Annotated in this window: 18 protein-coding genes; 6 read left to right on the top strand and 12 right to left on the bottom strand. The window is 72.4% G+C overall.

Translation table 11 applies throughout. The annotated features are described in order from the left end of the window. From ACZ6S4_RS12080 to ACZ6S4_RS12110, 7 genes are read right to left on the bottom strand one after another with little or no spacing between them, the layout of a single operon-like run. Complete coding sequence (locus ACZ6S4_RS12080) at positions 1 to 879, bottom strand: sugar phosphate isomerase/epimerase family protein (RefSeq protein WP_465474952.1); 879 nt, start codon at positions 877 to 879, stop codon at positions 1 to 3. After that, complete coding sequence (locus tag ACZ6S4_RS12085) at positions 876 to 1925, bottom strand: Gfo/Idh/MocA family protein (protein ID WP_465474953.1); 1050 nt, start codon at positions 1923 to 1925, stop codon at positions 876 to 878. Before ACZ6S4_RS12085 ends, ACZ6S4_RS12080 begins: the two co-directional genes overlap by 4 nt. Then, positions 1922 to 2749, bottom strand: coding sequence for a sugar phosphate isomerase/epimerase family protein (locus ACZ6S4_RS12090; RefSeq protein WP_465474954.1), 828 nt, complete (start codon positions 2747 to 2749; stop codon positions 1922 to 1924). Before ACZ6S4_RS12090 ends, ACZ6S4_RS12085 begins: the two co-directional genes overlap by 4 nt. A 22-nt stretch (positions 2750 to 2771) precedes the next feature. After that, positions 2772 to 3758 carry a Gfo/Idh/MocA family protein gene (locus ACZ6S4_RS12095; RefSeq protein WP_465474955.1) on the bottom strand — a complete coding sequence of 329 codons (987 nt, stop codon included), beginning with the start codon at positions 3756 to 3758 and terminating at the stop codon, positions 2772 to 2774. 5 nt (positions 3759 to 3763) lie between these two features. After that, on the bottom strand, positions 3764 to 4678 hold the full coding sequence (locus ACZ6S4_RS12100) for a carbohydrate ABC transporter permease (RefSeq protein WP_465474956.1): 915 nt from the start codon (positions 4676 to 4678) through the stop codon (positions 3764 to 3766). Further along, entirely contained in the window at positions 4675 to 5676 is a 1002-nt protein-coding gene (locus tag ACZ6S4_RS12105; RefSeq protein WP_465474957.1) for a carbohydrate ABC transporter permease, read from the bottom strand. The genes ACZ6S4_RS12100 and ACZ6S4_RS12105 overlap by 4 nt, the downstream gene beginning before the upstream one ends. Before the next feature lie 6 nt (positions 5677 to 5682). Continuing rightward, positions 5683 to 7023, bottom strand: a complete 1341-nt coding sequence (locus ACZ6S4_RS12110; RefSeq protein WP_465474958.1) for an ABC transporter substrate-binding protein — start codon at positions 7021 to 7023, stop codon at positions 5683 to 5685. 178 nt (positions 7024 to 7201) lie between these two features. Between ACZ6S4_RS12110 and uxaC the strand changes: the two genes are divergently transcribed. Together uxaC and ACZ6S4_RS12120 are read left to right on the top strand one after the other, a co-directional pair. Continuing rightward, the gene (gene uxaC / locus ACZ6S4_RS12115) at positions 7202 to 8599 is read left to right on the top strand and encodes a glucuronate isomerase (RefSeq protein ID WP_465474959.1); all 1398 of its coding nucleotides are present in this window, start codon (positions 7202 to 7204) and stop codon (positions 8597 to 8599) included. Beyond that, positions 8596 to 9891 (top strand): mannitol dehydrogenase family protein, encoded by a 1296-nt coding sequence (locus ACZ6S4_RS12120; RefSeq protein ID WP_465474960.1) that lies wholly within the window; start codon positions 8596 to 8598, stop codon positions 9889 to 9891. Before uxaC ends, ACZ6S4_RS12120 begins: the two co-directional genes overlap by 4 nt. On the opposite strand, the gene ACZ6S4_RS12125 is transcribed toward ACZ6S4_RS12120, so the two are convergent. From ACZ6S4_RS12125 to ACZ6S4_RS12145, 5 genes are all read right to left on the bottom strand, one after another. After that, positions 9888 to 10445 carry a hypothetical protein gene (locus ACZ6S4_RS12125; RefSeq protein WP_465474961.1) on the bottom strand — a complete coding sequence of 186 codons (558 nt, stop codon included), beginning with the start codon at positions 10443 to 10445 and terminating at the stop codon, positions 9888 to 9890. The two genes, ACZ6S4_RS12120 and ACZ6S4_RS12125, sit on opposite strands and share 4 nt — an antisense overlap. Then, positions 10442 to 11803, bottom strand: a complete 1362-nt coding sequence (locus ACZ6S4_RS12130; protein ID WP_465474962.1) for a hypothetical protein — start codon at positions 11801 to 11803, stop codon at positions 10442 to 10444. The genes ACZ6S4_RS12125 and ACZ6S4_RS12130 overlap by 4 nt, the downstream gene beginning before the upstream one ends. Further along, positions 11800 to 12132 carry a type VII secretion target gene (locus ACZ6S4_RS12135; RefSeq protein WP_465474963.1) on the bottom strand — a complete coding sequence of 111 codons (333 nt, stop codon included), beginning with the start codon at positions 12130 to 12132 and terminating at the stop codon, positions 11800 to 11802. The genes ACZ6S4_RS12130 and ACZ6S4_RS12135 overlap by 4 nt, the downstream gene beginning before the upstream one ends. Continuing rightward, the gene (locus ACZ6S4_RS12140) at positions 12122 to 12499 is read right to left on the bottom strand and encodes a hypothetical protein (RefSeq protein ID WP_465474964.1); all 378 of its coding nucleotides are present in this window, start codon (positions 12497 to 12499) and stop codon (positions 12122 to 12124) included. The genes ACZ6S4_RS12135 and ACZ6S4_RS12140 overlap by 11 nt, the downstream gene beginning before the upstream one ends. Before the next feature lie 108 nt (positions 12500 to 12607). Then, positions 12608 to 13081 (bottom strand): MarR family winged helix-turn-helix transcriptional regulator, encoded by a 474-nt coding sequence (locus ACZ6S4_RS12145; RefSeq protein ID WP_465474965.1) that lies wholly within the window; start codon positions 13079 to 13081, stop codon positions 12608 to 12610. 71 nt (positions 13082 to 13152) lie between these two features. On the opposite strand from ACZ6S4_RS12145, the gene ACZ6S4_RS12150 reads away from it, so the two are divergent. From ACZ6S4_RS12150 to ACZ6S4_RS12165, 4 genes are all read left to right on the top strand, one after another. Next, a complete protein-coding gene (locus tag ACZ6S4_RS12150; RefSeq protein ID WP_465474966.1) occupies positions 13153 to 14184 on the top strand; it encodes an LLM class flavin-dependent oxidoreductase in 1032 nt (343 codons plus the stop codon). 3 nt (positions 14185 to 14187) lie between these two features. After that, positions 14188 to 14868, top strand: coding sequence for an NADPH-dependent F420 reductase (locus tag ACZ6S4_RS12155; RefSeq protein ID WP_465474967.1), 681 nt, complete (start codon positions 14188 to 14190; stop codon positions 14866 to 14868). A 109-nt stretch (positions 14869 to 14977) separates the two neighbouring features. Then, positions 14978 to 17770 (top strand): ATP-binding protein, encoded by a 2793-nt coding sequence (locus ACZ6S4_RS12160; RefSeq protein WP_465474968.1) that lies wholly within the window; start codon positions 14978 to 14980, stop codon positions 17768 to 17770. After that, positions 17767 to 20508 (top strand): AAA family ATPase, encoded by a 2742-nt coding sequence (locus ACZ6S4_RS12165; RefSeq protein WP_465474969.1) that lies wholly within the window; start codon positions 17767 to 17769, stop codon positions 20506 to 20508. Before ACZ6S4_RS12160 ends, ACZ6S4_RS12165 begins: the two co-directional genes overlap by 4 nt. Positions 20509 to 20512: the final 4 nt, after the last annotated feature.

A 20512-nucleotide genomic window follows, 5' to 3' on the forward strand; every position in this document is an offset into this window, starting at 1 on the left:
TCATCCTCCGCCCTGCACCGGCAGATTGCGCCGGGCCCACTCGAACGAGATGCGGTGCGACTCGGCGCGGGAGTCCATGCTGGGCTCGTCCACCTCGATCATGAAGTCGCCGTCGTAGTCCGCCGGGACGGCCGCGAGCACCGCCGCGAAGTCGACGACGCCCAGGCCGGGCTCGGCCCACAGTCGCTTGGTGGCCTGCACTTCGTGGTAGCTCATGCCCTTTCGGCTCTCGGGGCTCAGCAGGTCCGGGAAGCAGTCCTTGAGGTGGATGCCGCCCATCCGGTCGGCGTAGCGCCGGATGAACGGCGCGGGGTCGATGCCGGCCCAGCGCAGGTGACCGGTGTCCGGTCCGAAGCCGATCACGCCGGGGCCGAGGTCGTCGAGCAGGCGGACGATCTCGTCCTCGGTCTCGAAGACGCCGCCGACGTGCGAGTGGTGCAGCGGGCGCAGCCCTTCGGCCTGCAACACCCGGCAGACCGCGCCGCAGTTGTCGATCGCGCGCGCCAACCGGCCCGCGTCGAAATCGGCGCCGGCGGCCGGTTCGGCCATCCGGGCGGGCACGGCCATCGACGAGATCATCGTACGGTCGAGGCCGAGCGCCACCTGGGTCGCCGCGAACCGCTTGGCCCGCTCGATCTCCGCGGCCAGGTCGACCGTCTCGTCGAACGGTGAGTTGAACAGGCTCAGCGCCGGGGCCAGGCCGTAGCCGGCGATCCAGTCCCGGTACTCCGCCGCGGTCATGTCGTCGGGCACGTCGGCCTTGACCGCGGTGAAGCCGATCTCCTGGAAGTCCCGGAACGCCTCGGCGAACACCTCCCTGGTCTTGCCGGCCCGGCTCCAGTACGGAATGGGATTGGCGGCGATGCGTGGCGTGCTCATGACAGGCGCACCGGCCTTCCGGTCCGCGCGGACTCGTACGCGCCGGTGATGACGCCGATCGACTGCCGGTTGGTCTCCAGGTCCACCCGCAGCTGCTCGGTCCCGTCGAGCGCGCCGAGGAAGTTGAGGTACTGCAGGCGGTGGGCGTCGGACAGGCTGCCGGGGTTGCTGCCCGCGGTGGGGACCGAGGTGCTCTGCGTCGTACCCATCAGCTTCTCCTCGGGCTCGCGGCCCGCCGCGGTGGCGTGGAAGAACGCGAGCTGGTCGTTGTCGATCACCGCCGAGCCGCGGTCGCCGTGCACCTGGAGCCGGGCGCTGAGCCCCGGATAGGCGGCGGTGGTGGCGTGCAGCACGCCCAGAGCCCCGTTCTCGAACCGCACGACGCCGGCCGCGACGTCCTCGACCTCGATCCGCTCGTGGGCCAGCGTGCCGGCGTACGCGAACACCTCCACCGGCCGGCCCAGCGCCGCGACCAGCAGATCCACTGTGTGCACCCCCTGGTTCATCAGCGCGCCGCCGCCGTCGAGCTCCCAGGTGCCCCGCCAGTCGCCGGAGTCGTAGTAGCTCTGCCCGCGCCACCAGTCGATCGACGCGATGCCCGAGGTCAGCCGGCCGAACTCGCCCCGTCCGATGGCGGCCAGGGTGGTCTCGGTGGCCGGGTCGAAGCGGTGCTGCGAGATCACCGTGACCAGGGTGCCGGCCTTGTCCCGGGCCTCGATGATCTCGTCCGTGCGGGCCACCGTGAGCTCGGCCGGCTTCTCGACGATGACGTGCTTGCCGGCCCGCAGCGCCTCGAGGGCCACCTCACCGTGCAGCCCGGTCGGCGTGCACACCACGACCACGTCGATCTCCTCGGTGGCCAGCGCGGCGGTGAGTGACGGGTACGGCCGCCCACCGCGCTCGGCGGTGAGCTGCTCGGCCCGTACGGTGTCGACGTCGGCCACCGCGACCAGCTCGGCCCGGTCCGCCAGCTGACCGATGACCAGCCCGTGGTGCCGTCCGATGACCCCGGCGCCCACCAGGGCGATCCTGCGCAGGTTGCTCATGTGTACTCGATTCCCTGGGTCGTGAGCAGGTCGGTGAACGCCTGCCAGGCCGTGCGGAACAGCTCTTCGCCGGAGAAGCCGCCGGTGGCCGTGGCCGCGCTCAGGTGCGGTTCGAGCGAGAAGAACCCGTCGAAGCCGTCGTGGTGCAGCGCGCGGATGGTCCGGTCGACCTCGCCGTCGCCCTTGCCGGCCGGGACCACGGTGCCGTCCCCGGCGAGCGCGTCCTTGATCTGGATGTACTCCACGTGCGGGCGCAGCACCGCGTACCCGTCGGTGTAGGGCCGGACCCCGACCTGGACGAAGTTGGCCGGGTCCCAGGCCAGGCGCAGGTGCGGCGAACCGACGGAGCGGACCACGTCCAGGCACCGGGCCGGCACGTCGCCGTAGATCTCCTTCTCGTTCTCGTGCAGCAGGATCAGGTCGGCGTCCTCGGCGACCCGGGCCAGCGCGCGCATCCGGTCGATCACCTCGTCGCGGTGGGCGGCCGGGTCCGCGCCGGGGCGCAGGAAGAACGAGAAGATCCGCACGTACGGCGCGTCGAAGAAGCGCGCGACGTCGGCGGCGTGCCGCATCCGGTCCAGGTGCGCGACGAAGTCCTCGTCGATGAAGATCTTGCCGATCGGCGAGCCGATGCTGGACACCCGCAGGTCGTGGTCGGCCAGCGTGCGCTTCATGACGCCGAGCTGGGCCGGGTCGAGGTCGAGGATGTTGACCTGCCACGCGCTGCGGATCTCGGCGAACTTCAGGCCGAGGCCGGCCGCCACCCGGCACTGCTCGGTGAAGTCCGGGGAGATCTCGTCGATGAATCCGGAAAGAGTCCACACGGGCGCGTCTTCCTTTCCTGCGTCAGTCGTGCTGTCGGTAGATCTCGTGGACCAGACGCAGCGATCTGGCCCCCTCCCGCGGTCCGATCCAGAAGGGCTGCGGGTCGGCCCAGGTGCGGTAGAAGGCGGCGATGAGCAGCTCGTGCGAGGCTCCCCAGTAGGCCCGGCCGCCGGCGCCGGCGCGGCGTTCCGCGACCGTCTCGGTACGGCCTTCGGTGTAGCTCACCGTCAGGTCGCCCCGGATCGTCAGCACCGCCCCCTCGGTGACGATCTCGATGGTCACCGGCGCGTCCGTGACGTGGGCGACGGTCGCGAAGAAGACGCTCCGGGCGCCGCCGGCGTGATCGAGTACGGCGTGCGCGGTGTCCTCCACGTCGACGACACCGTCCAGCGCGTACCGCCCGGCGTGGCCGCGGACCCGCACCACGTCGCCGAGCAGCCACTCCAGCAGGTCGAGGGTGTGGATCGCCTGGTTGATGAGGACCCCGCCGCCGCTGTCGCGGACCCTCCCGCGCCACGGCCGGGCCGCGTAGTACGCCGCGTCGCGGTGCCACAGCACGCTGGCCGAGCCGCCGAGGACCGCGCCCAGCTGTCCGGAGGTGAGCAGCTCGCGGGCCGCCCGGGTGGCCGCGTTGTACCTGTTCTGCAGGCAGATCCCGGTCCGGAGATCCGGGCGGGCCTCGGCTGCCTTGATCAGCCGGTCCGCCTCGGCGACCGTGTGCGCGACCGGCTTCTCGACCAGGACGCCCGCGCCGGTGTCGAGGCAGTCGATCGCCGGCTGGACGTGCTGGTGGTGCGGGGTGCACACGTGCACGACCTCGGGGCGGGTGGCTTCGAGCAGCTGCCGGTGGTCGGTGAACGCCGGGACGCCGTACCGCTGGGCCGCGGCCCCGGCCCGGCCCGCGTCGGTGTCGCAGACGCCGACCAGCTCGACCCCCGCCAGGCCCTCGATCGCCTGCAGATGCACGACCGAGACGTCCCCGCACCCGATCACCGCGGCCGTGGTCACCGGGGTCACTTGACCCCGCCGGCGGTCAGCCCGCCGACCAGATAGCGCTGGAACAGCAGGTACAGCAGCACGACCGGGGCCGCGCAGACCAGCGCCGCCGCCATCATCTGCGAGTACACCGGCAGCGCGCCGCCCTCCTGGGTGGTCCCGAAGATCTGCAGCGCGACCGCGGCGGTCTGCGTCTCGGGCCGGGTGAGCACCGACGCGAACAGCACGTCGTTCCAGCCCAGCAGGAACGCGAAGATCCCCGACACCACGATGGCCGGCAGGCTCAGCGGGACGATGATCCGGAACAGGATGGTCAGCGTGGACGCGCCGTCGACCCGGCCCGCCTCCTCCAGCTCGCGGGGCAGGCCCCGCAGGTAGGTGACCATCACCCAGGTGGAGAAGGGCAGGGCGAAGGTGAGGTACGCGACGAACAGTCCCCAGCGGGTGCCGATCACCGTGACGCCCAGATAGGTGCCCGCCGAGGAGAACAGCACGAACACCGGCAGCAGCATCAGCGTGCCGGGGACGCTCTGCAGGCCCACCAGGCCGCGCAGGATGGTCACCCGGCCGACGAACGTGTAGCGGACCAGCACGTACGCGGTGATCGTGCCGAGCAGCGCCGAGGCGACCGCCACCAGTCCGCACACCAGCAGGCTGTTGAGGATGCCGGTGGACAGCCCCGCGGTGGTCCAGATCTTGGTGTAGCTCTCGCCGGAGAACGAGCTCGGCCAGAACTCGCCCTCGGCCACCCCGACGTCGGTGTTGAGCGAGGCCAGCACGATGTAGAGGATCGGCACCAGGACCAGCACGCACAGCCCGACGGTGATGATCGCCAGCAGCGGCCCGGGCAGCAACCGGTGGGCCTCCCCCGCCGCGGTCCGGCGCCGGGTCCGCCCTGCCTCGGCCGGGGGCGCGATCGTGGAGGTGCTCATTTCCGGCCTCCTTCCTCGTGCACGTCCAGCCGGACCGCACGCAGATAGACGAACAGCGGGATGGCGATCAGCACCAGCGACACGACCGCCATGGCCGCGCTCAGCCCGAACCGCAGGCTCTGGAAGCTGGTGACGTAGACCAGCATCGGCATCACGTTGACGTCATCCGGAGCAGGTGCACCGAACAACACGTACGGCAACGTGAAGTTGTTGATGTGGTTGAGGGTGGCCAGCAGGCAGGCCAGCAGCACCGGGCCGCGCACGTACGGCAGGATCACCCGGCGCAGCTTCGGCCACCAGTTCGCCCCGTCGATGGCCGACGCCTCGTGCACCTCGCTGTCCACGCTCTGCAGCCCGGCCAGCGCCATCAGGTAGATGAACGGCCAGGCGGCCCAGATCTCCACCAGGATCAGCGTCCAGTACGACCGCGGACCGCTGAGCCAGAGCCCGCCGTCGACCCCGGCCCGGGTCAGCGTCGCGTTGACGATCCCGTCCGGCTGGAGCATCGTGCGCCACACCGAGGCCACCACGAACGACGGCAGCACGTACGGGATCAGGAACACCGCCCGCACCCAGCCCCGCCCCCGGTACGCGTTCTGGGTCACCACCGCGGCGGCCACCCCGAGCGGAACCGTGGCCACGGTCGCGATCACGGAGAACGAGGCACTGATCCAGACCGAGTGCAGCAGCCCGGACTCGAACGCCTCGATGAAGTTGTCCAGCCCGATGAACGGCGCCTCGAGCCAGCGGCGCAGCGTGTACTGGTCGAGATCGATCAGGGAGATGTAGAAGGCCAGCAGCAGCGGGATCCCGATGACCAGCGTCATCAGCGTGCCGCCCGGGATCAGCAGCCACAACGGCCGCTGGCGTTCGGTGACGCCCCGGCGCCGCGGCCCGGCCTTCGCCTCCGGCGGTTCCCGGCCGGCCGGGTCGCGGCCGGCGGTGGTGGCCGCCGGCCCGTCCCCGACCGTACGCGTGGTCGTGCGGTCGTCCGTCATGAGGCTCTACTTCGCCCGGTCCAGCGAGGACTGCGCGGTCTTCTGGGCCGCGGCCAGCCGGCTGTCGATCTGGGCGTCGCTGATCGAACCGCTGGACAGGTCGGGGATCGACTGCACCACGGCGTTGGTGAGCGCGAGCTGGATATCGGCCCAGGCCCCGGTGAACGGCGTGGCCACCGACTTCTTCTGCGCCTCGACCACCGCGCCGAGCCGGGGGTCCGACAGCAGTGTCTGGGCCGCCGCGGCGTTCGCGGGCAGCTGGCCCAGCTTCTTGTAGATGTCCAGCTGGGCGTCCTGGTCGGTGATGAGCTTGACGAACTGGAACGCCAGATCCTGGTTCTTGGAGTAGTCCGCGACCAGCAGGTTGTCGCCGGAGAGGATGCTCGCGGCCTCGACGCCGTTGGCCGGCCGGGTGGTGGCGCCCGGCGGCACGGTCGGCAGCAGGGTGAAGGCCCACTTGCCCTTCACCGCACCGGCGTCCAGCGTCTTGGCGGCCAGCGCGGAGGTGAGCGCGAAGTATCCGGTCTTGCCCTTGGCGAACGCGGCGATCGCCTGCGAGTTGGTCCAGCCGACCGCGGCCGGGTCGACCACCTTGTCCTTGGTCAGCCAGCCGAAGTACGTCTGGTAGGCCTTGCTGACCGCGGGATCGGCGATCCGGGCCGTCTTGCCGTCCACGATCGGGTTGCCCGCCTGCACCGACATGCCCCAGATGAACTTCCACGGGTCGAAGTTGTCCTTGTAGGCCACGGCCAGGCCGTACTGGTCGCCCTTGGTCAGCTGCTTGGCGTGCTGGGTGAGCTCGTCCCAGGTGGTCGCCGGTTTGGTGATGCCCGCGGCCTTGAGCAGCTCGGTGTTGTAGACCATCACGAACGGCCGGCCGACCCACGGGATGCCGATCTGGTTCTGCGCGTCGGGTCCGGAGATGCCCAGCGAGGAAGGCACGAACTTGTCCTTGCCACCGACCTTCTGCCACTCCTCGTCGCCGAGGGTCACGAACGCCTTGGTCGAGTAGGCCGTCGGGGTCAGGGTCGTGCCGATGGCGTAGACGTCCGGGCCGGTGCCCGACACCACCGAGGTCTGGATCTTGGTGAGCTCGTCGTTCGCGCTGGCGAACGTCTCCCACTTGACGTCGGCGCCGGTCTGCGCCTTGAACTTGTCGCTGACCGACTTCTGCCAGTCCTGCTGCTCCTGCGGGTACTGGGTGTTGGCGCCGATCAGCACGTTGAGCGTCTTGCCGCCGCCGCCGCTGCCCCCGCCGTCGTCATCGCCGCCGCAGGCGCCGAGCGCGACGGTGAGTGCCGTCGCACCGGCCAGCGCCACCAGTGCACGCAAAGTCCTCGAGCCCATCGTCGATCTCCCTTGGCTTGTTCGCCGTGCGATGTGATCCGCATTACGGCGGGAGTGTTACGAGATGGTTGCGTCGCCGGTCAGCGCCAGGCAATCAGTTGCACGTTGTTGCTTGACCGGTGCCGACAACAGATGGCAATAGCTTGTGGACCGGGCGTCACGCCATGAGGCTCAGGCGATGGCCACCTTGACCGTGCATCCCGACCGCCTGCTGCCGGCCGACCCCGGCGTGCGCGACCTCGCCCGCCGGCTGTACGCCGCCGTCCGGGACCTGCCGATCGTCTCGCCGCACGGGCACGTCGACCCGCGCGTCCTCCTCGAGGACACGCCGTTCGCGGATCCGACCAGCCTGTTCATCCAGCCCGACCACTACGTGACCCGCCTGCTGCACGCCGGTGGCATCCCGCTGTCCGACCTCGGCGTGGGCGAGGGGCCGATGGGCGAGGACCGGGCCCGGGCGGCCTGGCGGCTGCTGTGCGGCCACTGGCACCTGCTGCGCGGCACACCCGTGCGGTACTGGTTCGACAGTGAGCTGGTGGACATCTTCGGCGTGACCGAGCGGCCGTCCGCGGCCAACGCCGACGCGCTCTACGACCTGATCGCCGCTCAGTTGCGGCAGCCCAGCCACCGGCCGCGGGCCCTGCTGCGCCGCTTCGGCATCGACTTCCTGGCCACCACCGACGACCCGGCGGACGACCTGGCCGTGCACGACGCGCTGCGGGCCGATCCGGACGTGTCCACCACCGTCGCGCCGACCTTCCGGCCCGACCGCTACCTGGAGGTCGGCCGCCCGGGATGGCCCGAGGCGGTCAAGGAACTGGGCGGCGACTGCGGCCACTACGCCGGCTACGTCGCCGCGCTGGAGGAACGCCGCCGGTATTTCGTCGCGCACGGCGCCGTCTCCGCCGACCACGGTCACGCCGACGCGGGCACCGAACCGCTCGGCCACCGCGACGCCGAGCGCATCTACCGGAGGGCGCTCGACGGCACCGTCACCCCTCAGGAAGCCACCGCCTTCCGCCAGCACATGACCTTCGAGATGGCCCGGATGTCGTGCGAGGACGGCCTGGTCATGACGCTGCACCCGGGCGTGTACCGCAACCACCACCCGGCCACGTTCGAGCGGTACGGCCCGGACACCGGTCACGACATCCCGGTCGCCGTCGAGCTGACCCGCTCGCTGCGGCCACTGCTCACCCGCTTCGGCACGTACCCGGGTTTTCACCTGGTCCTGTTCACCGTGGACCCGGACGTGTACAGCCGGGAGATCGCCCCGCTGGCCGGCTTCTACCCCGCGGTCTACGCGGGCGCGCCCTGGTGGTTCCTCGACAACCCCGCGGAGATCGGGCGCTTCCAAGCGGGGGTCACCGAGACCGCCGGGTTCAGCCGGCTGTCCGGCTTCATCGACGACACCCGGGCCTTCTGCTCCATCCCGGCCCGGCACGACATGTCGCGCCGCCTCGACGCGGGATTCCTGGCCGGCCTGGTCGCCGCCCACCGGCTCGAGGAGGACGAGGCCCACGACACGCTGACCGCGCTCGTCAGCGACCAGCCGCGCAAGGTGTTCAAGCTGTGACCCCGCCGGTCCGGATTGTCCACCTGGGTCTCGGCGGCTTCTTCCGGGCTCATCAGGCCTGGTACACCGGGGCCGCCCCGGACGCCGCCGGCTGGGGCATCGCCGCGTTCACCGGGCGGTCCCCGGACCTCGCCGACCGGCTGGCCGCGCAGGACGGCCGGTACACGCTGATCGTCCGCGGTCCCGAGCACGACGAGCTGGCCGTGCAGACCGCGGTGGTCGCCGCGCACCCCGGCACCGACCTCGCGGCATGGTGCGGATACCTGTCGCGGCCCGAGGTGGCGGTGGTGACGCTCACCGTGACGGAGGCCGGGTACCGCCGCGACCGTACCGGGGGGCTCGACCTGGACGACCCCGCCGTACGGGCCGACCTCGACGCCGTGCGCGGCGGTGCAGCTCCCGCCACCGTACCGGGGCGCCTGGTCGCCGGCCTGGCCGCGCGCCGGGCCGCGGGCGCCGGACCGCTCGCCGTGGTGTCCTGCGACAACCTGCCCGGCAACGGCGAGGCCACCGCCCGGGTCGTGCTCGACCTGGCCGCGGCCGCCGACCCCGCGCTGGCCCCGTGGATCCGCGACACGGTCTCCTTCGTGACGACCATGGCCGACCGGATCACCCCGCGTACCACACCCGTCGACGTCCAGGCTGTGCAGGAACGGACCGGCTTCGCCGACGCCGTCCCGGTGGTCACCGAACCGTTCAGCGAATGGGTACTCGGCGGCGACTTCCCGGGCGGGCGCCCGGCGTGGGACGCGCGCTTCGTCGCCGACGTCAAGCCGCACGAGACCCGCAAGCTGCTGCTGCTCAACGGCGGGCATTCACTGCTGGCGTACGCGGGGAGCGCCCGCGGCCACGACACCATCGCCGAGGCCATGGCCGACCCGGTCTGCCGGGACTGGCTGGCCCAGTGGTGGGACGAGGCGTCCCGGCACGTGCCGCTGCCCGCGAGCGAACTGGCCGACTACCGTGCGGCGCTGACCGCCCGGTTCACCAACCCGCGGATCCGGCACCTGCTGGCCCAGATCGCCGCGGACGGCTCGCAGAAGATACCGATCCGGGTCCTGCCGGTGATCCGCGGCGAGCGCGCCGCGGGCCGGACCTCGGCCGGTGGGGCCCGCGTCCTCGCCGCTTGGATCGGTCACCTGCGCGGCGTCGGAGCACCGGTGGACGATGCGGGCGCTGCACCGTACCGGGAACGCGCGGGCTCCGTGCCCGGTCTGCTGGCGCTGCTGGCCCCGGACCTGGCCGGCGACAGCGACCTGATCAAGGCGATCGAGTCCCTGGTGCCCGCCTAGTCTTCCGGACCCATGACGTAGCCGAACTGCTTCATCGATCCGGCCCGGTCGATCTCGTCGAGGGCGGCCGGGTCGAGGCTCGCCAGCGGGGGCCGCGAAGCACGCTCGCGCCACTTGGCCAGCGGGACGGAAAGGTACTCCATCTCGGCGTAGCCGTTGGAGGTGTGGAAGCCGCCGTCACGCTCGAACAGCAGGAGCAACGGTTCGAACGGGTCCTCCAGACCCTCGGGAATCTCGAAACCGGGCGTGGCGCGCAACGCCGCCCAGTGCAGGATGAACGGCACCACCTGCTGGGCGTTCCAGCCACCCTTCGCCGCCTGCTGCACCGCCTCCTCGACCACACCGGGATCCGCCCGGACGTCCGGGTCGAGGTAGACCGCGAGGTCGAAGAAGGGCACAGGCTCGTCCCACCCGTACGCGTCCAGCCACCGGGCGACACGCCGGAAGTACTCCAGCATCAGCTTCGCCTTCGACCAGGTGCGGTAGCCGTGGCGCTGCCAGTCCACGGCGCTGAGCCGGGCGGCGGTGGCGCCTACCGATTCGTCAGGTGTCATCGTCCTAATCCTCGCAGAGCGCGTTCGACGACCTGATCGAGGTTCGACAGGTCATCGGCCATCTCGAGACCCTCGCTGTCGAGCCCCCACCTCTGCCAGTGCCGGAACGGAGCGTTCGGCACACCCTCGAGCACCGACAGGTCGTGCGCCGTCGGATGATCGGCGCTCGGCCAGGGCACCCCGTCCTCGTCCCACACGGCCGGGTCGGACGACCGGAAGGGCAGTCCCTCCTCCATCAGCCTGTTCTCGACGTACTCGTGCGCGGCGAGCATGCGGAACTCCTCACGCTGTTCGCTGGTCAGCGTCCCGTTGGCCGCCCTGTCCCAGAGGTTGGAGAGACGGCCGTCCGGGGTGAAGTACCCGCGCTCGACAGTGCCGGGACCGGTCGCGATGTCATGCTGCTGCACGAACAGGTTCTGCCGCATCCGTTCGATCACCGCTTCGTCCAGACCGGAATTCGCCGCTGCTCGCGGAGTGTCCTCGGGGCTGTCCCGGATGCGCCGGTAGGCGTCGGCGACCTCCGGGCTGAAGTCGCCGTCGACGAACTCCGACCCGCTCGGCAGATGCGGTTTGAAGTCGTCCGGATCGGTCCGGGCCAGCGCGCGGTTGCGGCCGCTGAGCTGCTCGAAGATGCCCGCGAGCCGGTCCAGCATCGGGCTGAGCCGCCGCAGACTGCTGAGCAGGCCGCGCACGAACCCCTGGATCCGGTTGACCCACTTCGCCACCAGCGCCGCGACCTGACCGATGACCACCGGCGTGGCCAGTCCCAGGGTGAGTCCCTCCGCAGCGAGCCACTGCGGCAGCCGGGCGGCAAGAGTGCCCACGAAGTCCGCGATCAGGTCCCGGACGATCCCGCGGACCAGCGCGACCAGCAGACCCGCACCCTCCACCGCCGACGAGATTCCCTCCGCGGCCTTGGAGATTCCCTCCAGCACCTGCATCTGCAGGCCGGCGTGTTCCCGGTACGCCTCCCCGGACGCCCCGAACCAGCCGGTGACCTCGCTACGCAGGCGGTCGGCGTACTCCTGCCGGGCTTGTGCGGTGAACGCCGCGACGTTGGCCCACGTGCCGGCGTGGCTCGCCACCTCGTCGGCGTTGCCCGCGAGCCAGTCGAGGGCGTCCTTGAGCGGCTTGACGTGTTCCATCAGCCAGGCGACACCCCATGACGCGAGCGTGCCCAGCGGGTCGACCGCCAGCGACAACATGTCCAGGCTCGCGCCGACGCCGCCGAGGCTGCCGTCGACCCAGCTGTCGTTCTGGATGCCGTGCGTGATGTCGGCCGCGTCCTCGACCAGACCCAGGCCCGTGTACCACCTGGTGGAGTCCTGCACCGGCGCGACCAGCGGGTTGGCGCTCACAGAGGCAACTCGATCAGAGGCGCGCCCGCGCCGCTGACCCACTCACCGGCCCTCCCGTCACTGGTGGCGGCGGAGGCCGCCGCGGCGCGCAGGTTGTCCGCGGTTCCTCGCAGCGAGTCGGTCGCGTCGTTCATGGCGCGGACCGCCTGGTCGAACAGCGGGCTCAGCAGACCGGGCAGGAACTGGCACAGCTGCCCGTACGCCTCGGAGCTCATGGTGACCTCGGTGACCGCGGCGCGCGCCTGCATGACGGAGTCGGCGATCCCGTCGACGCTGCCGGCGTGCCGCTCGACGTCCGGGACCGGGAACTGCATCTCGTCACCGGCCACGACGCTCCGGTTCGTCGTCGCGCGGGGCGGGGAAGCGTTCGGCGTACGAGTGGATCACTGCGCGCCCGGTCTCGGAGTCGGCGCCGACAGTGTCCTGGACCTGCTCGGTGACCTTGGCCGAGAGGTCGGCCTGGGCCCGGGCGATCAGGCTCATGATCTCGCGCCCGAGCGCGGGATTTTCGGCAAGATCGAGGCGGACCACCTGCCCGGCCGATCCGACGGCGACCGAGATGGAGCCATCCCGGCTGCGGGCGGACCCGGTCAGCCCTGCCACCCGGCGCGACAGCTCAACCGCCCGCGCCGCGTTGGCATCGACGCCCGCTACCCACGAATCCAGCCATTCCTCGGCCCTGTCTATGTCTTGCATGTCGCCTCCCCCGTCACCGCGGCCACCACTCTATCGACGGATTGCCATCCGAGTGGGGGGCCTGTTCGCCGGGCGGCAGGCCGTCTCGATCAGATCAAAGTGGCGCCTTCACGAGCGATGGCCGAGGCGCTCCAGGTGTTCGCGCAGGGCGGCGGCGATGTCGGCCGCGGCCTCGACCTGCGCCGGCGTGAGCGCGTCGACGAACAGCTCCCGGACCGCCCGCAGGTGCGGCGCGGTGGCCTCCCGGAAGGCCGTCCAGCCCGCCGGCGCCAGGATGATCTCCGCGCCGCGGCTGTCGGCCGCCGCCTTCTCCCGACTGATCAGCTGCCGGCGTTCCATCCGGCCGAGGTGGTGAGAGAGCCGGCTGCGTTCCCAGCCGACCTGGCCGGCCAGCTCCGACGATCGCATCCGGCCGTGCTCGGCCTCGCTCAGGGCCAGCAGTACGGCGTAATCGCCCGGGGACAGCCCGGTGTCGCTCTGCAGCCGCCCGGCCAGCACCGTACGCAGCGCCTCGGTGGTTTCGATGAAGTCCCGCCACGCGCGCAACTCGGCGCGGTCGGGCAGTTGACGCGTCCGCGGCATAACTTGGCGCCCTCCTGTGTTTGATGTGTCAATCATACTGGCTGACATGTCAATTACTGGAGGACAGCACCATGAGTGAGCTCGTGCTCGGTCTCGACACCTTCGGCGACGTGCCGGTGGACGACGCCGGCGTACCCGTCTCCCACGCCGTCGCGATCCGGCAGGTCATCGACGAGGCCGTGCTGGCCGACCAGCTCGGCGTCGACGTCATCGCGCTCGGCGAGCACCACCGCCCCGAGTACTCGATCTCCACCCCGGAGACCGTGCTGGCCGGGATCGCCGCGCGCACCTCGCGGATCAAGCTGGCCTCGGGCGTCACCGTGCTCAGCTCCGACGACCCGGTCCGGGTGTTCCAGCGCTTCGCGACGGTGGACGCCATTTCGCAGGGCCGGGCCCAGGCCATCCTGGGCCGCGGGTCGTTCACCGAGTCGTTCCCGCTGTTCGGTTACGACCTCAGCGACTACGACGTGCTGTTCGAGGAGAAGCTCGAGCTCTTCGTCAAGCTGCTCGACGAGGAGCCGGTGACCTGGAGCGGCACCACCCGGGCGGCGCTGGAGAACGCCGACGTGTTCCCCAAGACCGAATCCGGCCGGCTCGACACCTGGGTCGGCGTCGGTGGCTCCCCGCAGTCGGTGGTCCGTACCGCGCGGCACGGCCTGCCGCTCATGCTGGCCATCATCGGCGGCAACCCGGCCCGCTTCGCGCCCTACCTCGACCTCTACCGCCGGGCCACCGAGCAGCTGGGCACGGTCGCGCACCCGGTCGGGATGCACTCCCCCGGGTTCGTGGCCGACACCGACGAGCAGGCCAAGGAGCTGTTCTACCCGGCGTACAAGGTCATCCGGGACCGGATCGGCGCCCTGCGCGGCTGGCCGCCGTTGCGCCGCGCGGAGTTCGACGACGAGGTGGCGCACGGCTCGCTGTACATCGGCTCGCCGGAGACGGTGGCCCGCAGGATCGCCGGCGCGGTCCGGACGCTGGGCGTGGGCCGCTTCGACCTGATCTACACCGTGGGCGCCCAGCCGATCAGCGCCCGCACGCGCGCCGTCGAGCTGTTCGGCGCGAAGGTGGCGCCCATGGTCCGCGAGATTCTGGAGGGTTGAGACGTGACCACCATCGGCATTCTCGGCGCCGGCAAGGTCGGCACCGTGCTGGCCCGGCTGGCCCTGGCCGCCGGCTACCGGGTGCTCATCGCCGGCTCCGGCGACCCGGCCCGGATCGCGCTGATCGTCGAGGTCATCACGCCCGGCGCGATCGCCGTGAGCGCGGCCGAGGCGGCCGCCGGCGCCGACATCGTCGTGCTGGCGCTGCCGCTCGGTAAGCACCGCGGCGTGCCCGTGGACGCGCTGCGCGGCAAGCTGGTCGTCGACGCGATGAATTACTGGTGGGAGGTCGACGGGATCCGCGACGACCTCACCGACCCGCGTACCTCCTCCAGCGAGATCGTGCGGGACTTCCTGCCCGGCTCGCGGCTCGTGAAGGCCTTCAACCACATGGGCTACCACGATCTGGAGAGCGGCGCCCGGCCGGCGGGCGCCGCCGGGCGCAAGGCCATCGCGATCGCCGGGGACGACCCGGCCGACGTCGCCGCGGTCGCGGCCCTGGTCGACGACCTCGGCTTCGACCCGGTCGTGGCCGGGCCGCTGGCCGAAGGGGTACGGATGGAGCCCGGCACCGAGCTGTTCGGGGCGAACACCGACGCCGCTGAGGTACGGGCGATGCTCGACCGCTTCCCCGCCTCGGACCGGGGCCGTCTCGTCGCCGCGGCCCGGACCATCGGCATGTGACGGCCCCCACGGTCGGAAAATTGACCTGGCGTGCCTTCGGTCAGCGGTCAAAGATGAAGGTCGTCACGTCGGCCCGGTCAGCAGTCCAAACGCGACAAGGGGGATGTATGTGAGCTTGCAGCGGCACGAACCGCGATTCAGTGAGCACGCACCCCTGGTCGGACGGCAGGCCGAGTGCGCGGCCCTCGATCAGTTGATCGCGGCGCTGCGCCGGGGCGAGAGCCGCGTGCTCGTGCTGCACGGTGCCCCGGGCACCGGGAAGTCGGCGCTGATCGACTACGCCGAGCGCGCGGCTACCGGCACGCGCGTGCTGCGGGCGGTCGGCATCGAGTCGGAGATGGAGCTGGCGTTCGCCACCCTCCATCAGCTCTGCGCGCCGTTGCTCCATCGGCTGCAAGAGCTCCCGGACCTGCAGCGGGCTGCGCTCGAGACCGTCTTCGGCCTGCGGACCGGACCGCCGCCGGAGCGTTTCCTGGTCGGCCTGGCCGTGCTCAGTCTGCTCTCGGACGCGGCCGGGACGCGGCCGCTGTTCTGTGTGGTGGACGACGCCCAGTGGATGGACCGGGCGTCGGGTCAGGTCCTGGGCTTCGTCGCCCGGCGGCTGCTGGCCGAATCCGTCGCCCTGGTCTTCGGCGCCCGGGAGCGCGGCCCGGAGCTGCGCGGCCTGTCCGGCCTGGAGGTGACCGGGCTGGGTGACGACGCTTCGCACGCGCTGCTGGACTCGGTCACCAACTCCGGGCTCGACCAGCACATCCGCGCCCGGATCGTGGCCGAGACCAGGGGCAACCCGCTGGCCATGCTGGAGCTGCCCCGCGGGCTGACCACGACGCAGCTGGCCGGCGGGCTCGGCCTGCTGAACGCCGACACGCTGCCGGGCCGGATCGAGCAGAGCTTCCTGGCCCGGGTCGAGGCGCTGCCCGCGCCGACCCGGCAGCTGCTGCTGATCGCCGCGGCCGAGCCGGACGGCGACCCGGTGCTGCTGTGGCGGGCCGCCGAACGCCTGAGGGTTCCGCCGGCGACCGCGCTGGCGGGCGGGACGGACGGACTGCTGTCGGTCCGGGAACGCGTGACCTTCCATCACCCGCTGGTGCGCTCCGCCGTGTACAGGGCGGCGGCGGGAGCGGATCGCCGGGCTGCTCACCTGGCTCTGGCCGAGGTCAGCGACGCGCGGACCGACCCGGACCGGCGCGCCTGGCACCTGGCGTCGGCCGCCGCCGGACCGGACGAGGCCGTCGCCGCGGAGCTGGAACGGTCCGCCGGACGGGCCCAGGCGCGCGGCGGGCTCGCCGCCGCAGCAGCGTTCCTGCAACGATCCGTGGGACTCACCACCGACACCTCGCGCCGGGCCGAGCGGGCGATCGCCGCCGCCGATGCCACCCTGCGGGCCGGTGATCTCGATGCCGCCCGCCGGTTCGCCGACATCGCCGACCGCGAGGCGCGCACCGAGGTCCAGTCGGTGCGCGCCCACCTCGTCCGGAGCCGGATCGCGTTCGCCGCCGGGCTGGGAGACGAGGCGCCACCGCTGCTGCTGACCGCTGCCCAGCGGCTGGAGCCCTTCGACCTGGAGCTGGCGCGCGAGACCTACCTGGTGGCCTGGGGCGCCGCCGCCCTGATCGCCGCGGACGGGGAGAGCCTGCTGGCGATCTCCCGGGCGATCCGGGCCCTGCCGCCGCCGGCCGGCTCGCCGAGCGCCCTCGACCTGGTGCTCGAAGGCTATGCGCTGCTCGTCACCGACGGCCGGGAGGCCGCCGTCCCGGTGCTGCAACGGGCCGCGGCCGGGCTGGCGGAACTGCCCGAGGAGGACGTCCTGAAGTGGGGCTGGGTGGCCAACGGCGTCAGCTCGGCCGTCTGGGACCACGAGGCCATGCGGGTCACCTACCGCCGTTCGGCCGAGGTGGTCCGCACCACCGGTGCCCTGACCGAGCTGCCGTTCTGCCTGGCCTCGCTGGGGATCGCGACCACCTGGGCCGGGGACTTCGCCGGCGCGGAGGCCATCATCGCGGAGGCCGGGATCGTCGCCGCGGCCACCGGTGTCCCGATCGCCCCGCACGTCCGGCTCCGGCTGGCGGCGTTGCGGGGCCGGGAGCAGGAGGCCGCGGCGCTGATCAGGGACACCATCGAGCAGGCCGGGGCGGGTGGGCAGTTGATGGGCGTGACCGTCGCGCACTGGGCCGCGGCGGTGCTCCACAACGGTCTCGGCCACCACGAGCAGGCGCTGCCGGCGGCGCTGGCCTGCACCCGGATCGCCGAGCTGTGGGTGTCGGTCTGGGCGTTGCCCGAGCTGATCGAGGCCGCGGTCCGGGTGGGTGACGGGGATGCCGCGCGCACCGCGCTCGACGCGCTGACCGACGCGACGCAGTCATCCGGTACGGACTGGGCGCTGGGCATCCTCGCTCGATCACGGGCGCTGCTGAGCGCCGGGCCGGCCGCCGACGCCCTGTACCGGGAGGCGATCGAGCGGCTGGGCCGCACCAGGCTGCGTCCCGAGCACGCACGCGCCCACCTGCTGTACGGCGAGTGGCTGGGCCGGCACGAGCGACGGGCCGAGGCTCGGGAGGAGCTGCGGGTCGCGTACGAGATGTTCGTCTCGATCGGCATGGAGGCCTTCGCCGAGCGCGCCCACCGCGAGTTGCTGACCACCGGGGCGAGCGTCCGCCGGCGCACCGTCGAGGCCGCACCCAGCGACGACCTGACCCCGCAGGAGCGGCAGATCGCCGTGCTCGTCCGGGACGGCTTCTCCAACCCGGAGGTCGGCGCCCGGCTCTTCCTCAGCCCGCGCACGGTCGAGTGGCACCTGCGCAAGATCTTCACCAAGCTCGCGATCAGCTCCCGGCGCCAGCTCCGGGACGTCCTGCCCCGCGGCGAGCACGAACCGGTCCTCGACGAAGGCGGACGACGATGAATTCACCGCAGCACGGACTGATCGGGCGGCGCGCGGAGTGCGCCCTGCTCGACGAGACGGTCACCGCGCTGGGCACGGGCGAGAGCCGGGTCCTCGTGCTGCGCGGCGATCCCGGCGCCGGCAAGTCGGCGCTGCTCGGGTACGCCCTGGCCGCGGCCACCGGGATGCGGGTGCTGCACGCCGCCGGTGTCGAGTCGGAGATGGAGCTGGACTTCGCCACCCTGCATCAGCTGTGCGCGCCCGTGCTCGACCGGCTGCCGCAGCTGCCCGAGCCGCAGCGCGCCGCGCTCGAGACGGTGTTCCGGATGCGCGAGGGCACCCCGCCGGATCACTTCCTGGTCGGGCTGGGCGTGCTGAGCCTGCTGTCGGCCGCCTCGGAGGAGGTGCCGCTGCTCTGCGTGGTCGACGACGTCCAGTGGCTGGACCGCGGTACGGCGCAGGTCCTCGGCTTCGTCGCGCGCCGCCTGCTGGCGGAGTCGATCGGCCTGCTGTTCGGCACCCGCCTGCCCGGCCCGGACCTGCGCGGGTTGCCGGAGCTCGAGGTCGGCGGGCTGCCGGACGCCGACGCCCACGCGCTGCTCACCTCCGTCACGCACGCCCGGCTGGACCGGCGCATCCGCGACCGGATCGTCGCGGAGACCAGGGGCAACCCGCTGGCCCTGCTGGAGCTGCCGCGCGGGCTGACCGTGACCGAGATGGCGGGCGGGCTCGGCCTGTTGCGCGCCGACACACTGCCCGGCCAGATCGAGCAGACGTTCCTCAACCGGATGGAGCGGCTACCCGAGCAGACCCGGATGCTGCTGCTGATCGCCGCCGCCGAGCCGGTCGGCGACCCCGACTCCGTACGTCACGCCGCCCAGCGGCTCGGCGTCAGCCCGGCGACGGCCGGCGGCACGGACGGCCTGCTGACCATCGACGAGCGCGTGACCTTCCGCCACCCGCTCGTGCGGTCGGCCGTCTACCGGGCCGCGCAGCCTGAGACCCGCCGGGCGGTGCATCTGGCGCTCGCCGAGGTGACCGACCCGCAGGACGCGCCGGAACGCCGTGCCTGGCATCTCGCAGCAGCAGCCGCCGGTCCGGACGAGGCTGTCGCCGAAGAGCTCGAGCAGGCCGCCGGTCGCGCCCAGGCCCGTGGCGGCGTGGCCGCGGCGGCCGGGTTCCTGCAGCGAGCCGTGGCGCTGACCGCCGATCCGCAACGCCGCGTGGACCGCATGCTGGCCGCCGCCGAGGCCGGCCTGCAGGCCGGTGAGCTCGACGACGTCCGCCGTTTGACGGACGCCGTGCCGGCCGGGCCGCTCGACGACTTCCGGCGGGGGCGGGTCGGCGTCCTGCGCGGCCAGGTGGCGTTCGCCTCCGGCGGTGGCAGCGACGCCACCGCCATGCTGGTCGCGGCGGCCGGGCTGTTCGAGGCGTCGCACCCGCAGCTCGCCCGGGAGACCTACATGACCGCCTGGGGCATGGCCGTCAGCGTCGCCGACCAGGAGATGCTGGTCGGGGTCTCCCGAGCGGTGCGCAAGCTCCCACCACCGGACGACCCCGGCCCGCTCGACCTGCTTCTCGACGGCTTCGCCGTGCTGGTCACGAACGGCCGGGCGGCCGCGGCGGCGGCCCTGCGGCAGGCCGCGGCGGCGCTGATCGACCTTCCTCCGGCGGAGGTGGTGCGCTGGGGCTGGGTCGCGACCGGGGCCAGCGCGGCCGTCTGGGACGACGAGGGCATGCGCGCGATCTACGCCCGGCAGGTCCAGGTGGTCCGCGAGGCCGGCGCCCTGCGGGAGTTGCCGTACCACCTGTCCACGCTGGGGTATGCCCTGTCCTGGGCCGGGGACTTCGCGGGCGCGACCGCCGCCATCGCGGAGGGCGACGCCGTCGCGGCGGCGACCGGGATCGTGCTGCCGCCCTATCCCGGGTTGCGGCTGCTGTCGTTGCAGGGCCGGGAGACCGCGGCCACGGAGCTGATCAACGCTACGCTTCAGGGCTCGGCCGCCAGCGGGTTCGGCATGGGCGTCACCGCGGCGCAGTGGGCCGCCGCCGTGCTCTACAACGGCCTGGCCCGCTATCCGGAGGCGCTGCGCGCCGCCCGGGCCACCTCGCACCTCTCCGAGCCGTGGATCTCCACCTGGCTGCTGCCGGAGCTCGTCGAGGCGGCGTCCCGGGCCGGGGAGCCCGGCCTCGCCGACGAGGCCCTGCAGCGGCTCGTCGCGGCGACCGAACCGTTCAGCACCGACTTCGCCGCGGGGATCGAGGCGCGCACCCGGGCCCTGGTCCTCGACGGACCCGGCGCCGACGAGCAGTACCGCGCGGCCATCGAGCGGCTGGGCCGGACCCGGCTGCGCCCGGAGCTGGCCCGCGCCCACCTGCTCTACGGCGAATGGCTGCGCCGCCGCCGTCAGCGCGTCGACGCCCGCGAGCACCTGCGGACCGCGTACGAGATGTTCGTGGCGATCGGCATGGAGGCGTTCGCCGAGCGGGCCCGCCGGGAGCTGGCGGCCACCGGCGAGACCGCCCGCCGGCGCACGGTCGAGGCCGCGCCGAGTGAGGAGCTGACCGCGCAGGAACGGCAGATCGCCGTGCTGGTCCGCGACGGGCTGTCCAATCCGGAGGTCGGCGCCCGGCTCTTCCTCAGCCCGCGTACGGTCGAGTGGCACCTGCGCAAGATCTTCGCCAAGCTCTCGATCACCTCCCGGCGGCAGCTGCGGGAGGTGCTGCCGCGGGGCGAGTTCGAGCCGGTGGCCGAGTGACCTG

The organism is Actinoplanes sp. NPDC051405, from assembly GCF_055586185.1.

Bases quoted from the DNA above. Each gene is read 5' to 3' on its own strand.
- ACZ6S4_RS12150 (WP_465474966.1), top strand. From the start codon at position 13,153: ATGAGTGAGCTCGTGCTCGGTCTCGACACCTTCGGCGACGTGCCGGTG.
- ACZ6S4_RS12140 (WP_465474964.1), bottom strand. From the start codon at position 12,499: ATGCAAGACATAGACAGGGCCGAGGAATGGCTGGATTCGTGGGTAGCG.
- ACZ6S4_RS12080 (WP_465474952.1), bottom strand. From the start codon at position 879: ATGAGCACGCCACGCATCGCCGCCAATCCCATTCCGTACTGGAGCCGG.
- ACZ6S4_RS12105 (WP_465474957.1), bottom strand. From the start codon at position 5,676: ATGACGGACGACCGCACGACCACGCGTACGGTCGGGGACGGGCCGGCG.
- ACZ6S4_RS12100 (WP_465474956.1), bottom strand. From the start codon at position 4,678: ATGAGCACCTCCACGATCGCGCCCCCGGCCGAGGCAGGGCGGACCCGG.
- uxaC (WP_465474959.1), top strand. From the start codon at position 7,202: ATGGCCACCTTGACCGTGCATCCCGACCGCCTGCTGCCGGCCGACCCC.
- ACZ6S4_RS12145 (WP_465474965.1), bottom strand. From the start codon at position 13,081: ATGCCGCGGACGCGTCAACTGCCCGACCGCGCCGAGTTGCGCGCGTGG.
- ACZ6S4_RS12110 (WP_465474958.1), bottom strand. From the start codon at position 7,023: ATGGGCTCGAGGACTTTGCGTGCACTGGTGGCGCTGGCCGGTGCGACG.
- ACZ6S4_RS12165 (WP_465474969.1), top strand. From the start codon at position 17,767: ATGAATTCACCGCAGCACGGACTGATCGGGCGGCGCGCGGAGTGCGCC.
- ACZ6S4_RS12085 (WP_465474953.1), bottom strand. From the start codon at position 1,925: ATGAGCAACCTGCGCAGGATCGCCCTGGTGGGCGCCGGGGTCATCGGA.
- ACZ6S4_RS12125 (WP_465474961.1), bottom strand. From the start codon at position 10,445: ATGACACCTGACGAATCGGTAGGCGCCACCGCCGCCCGGCTCAGCGCC.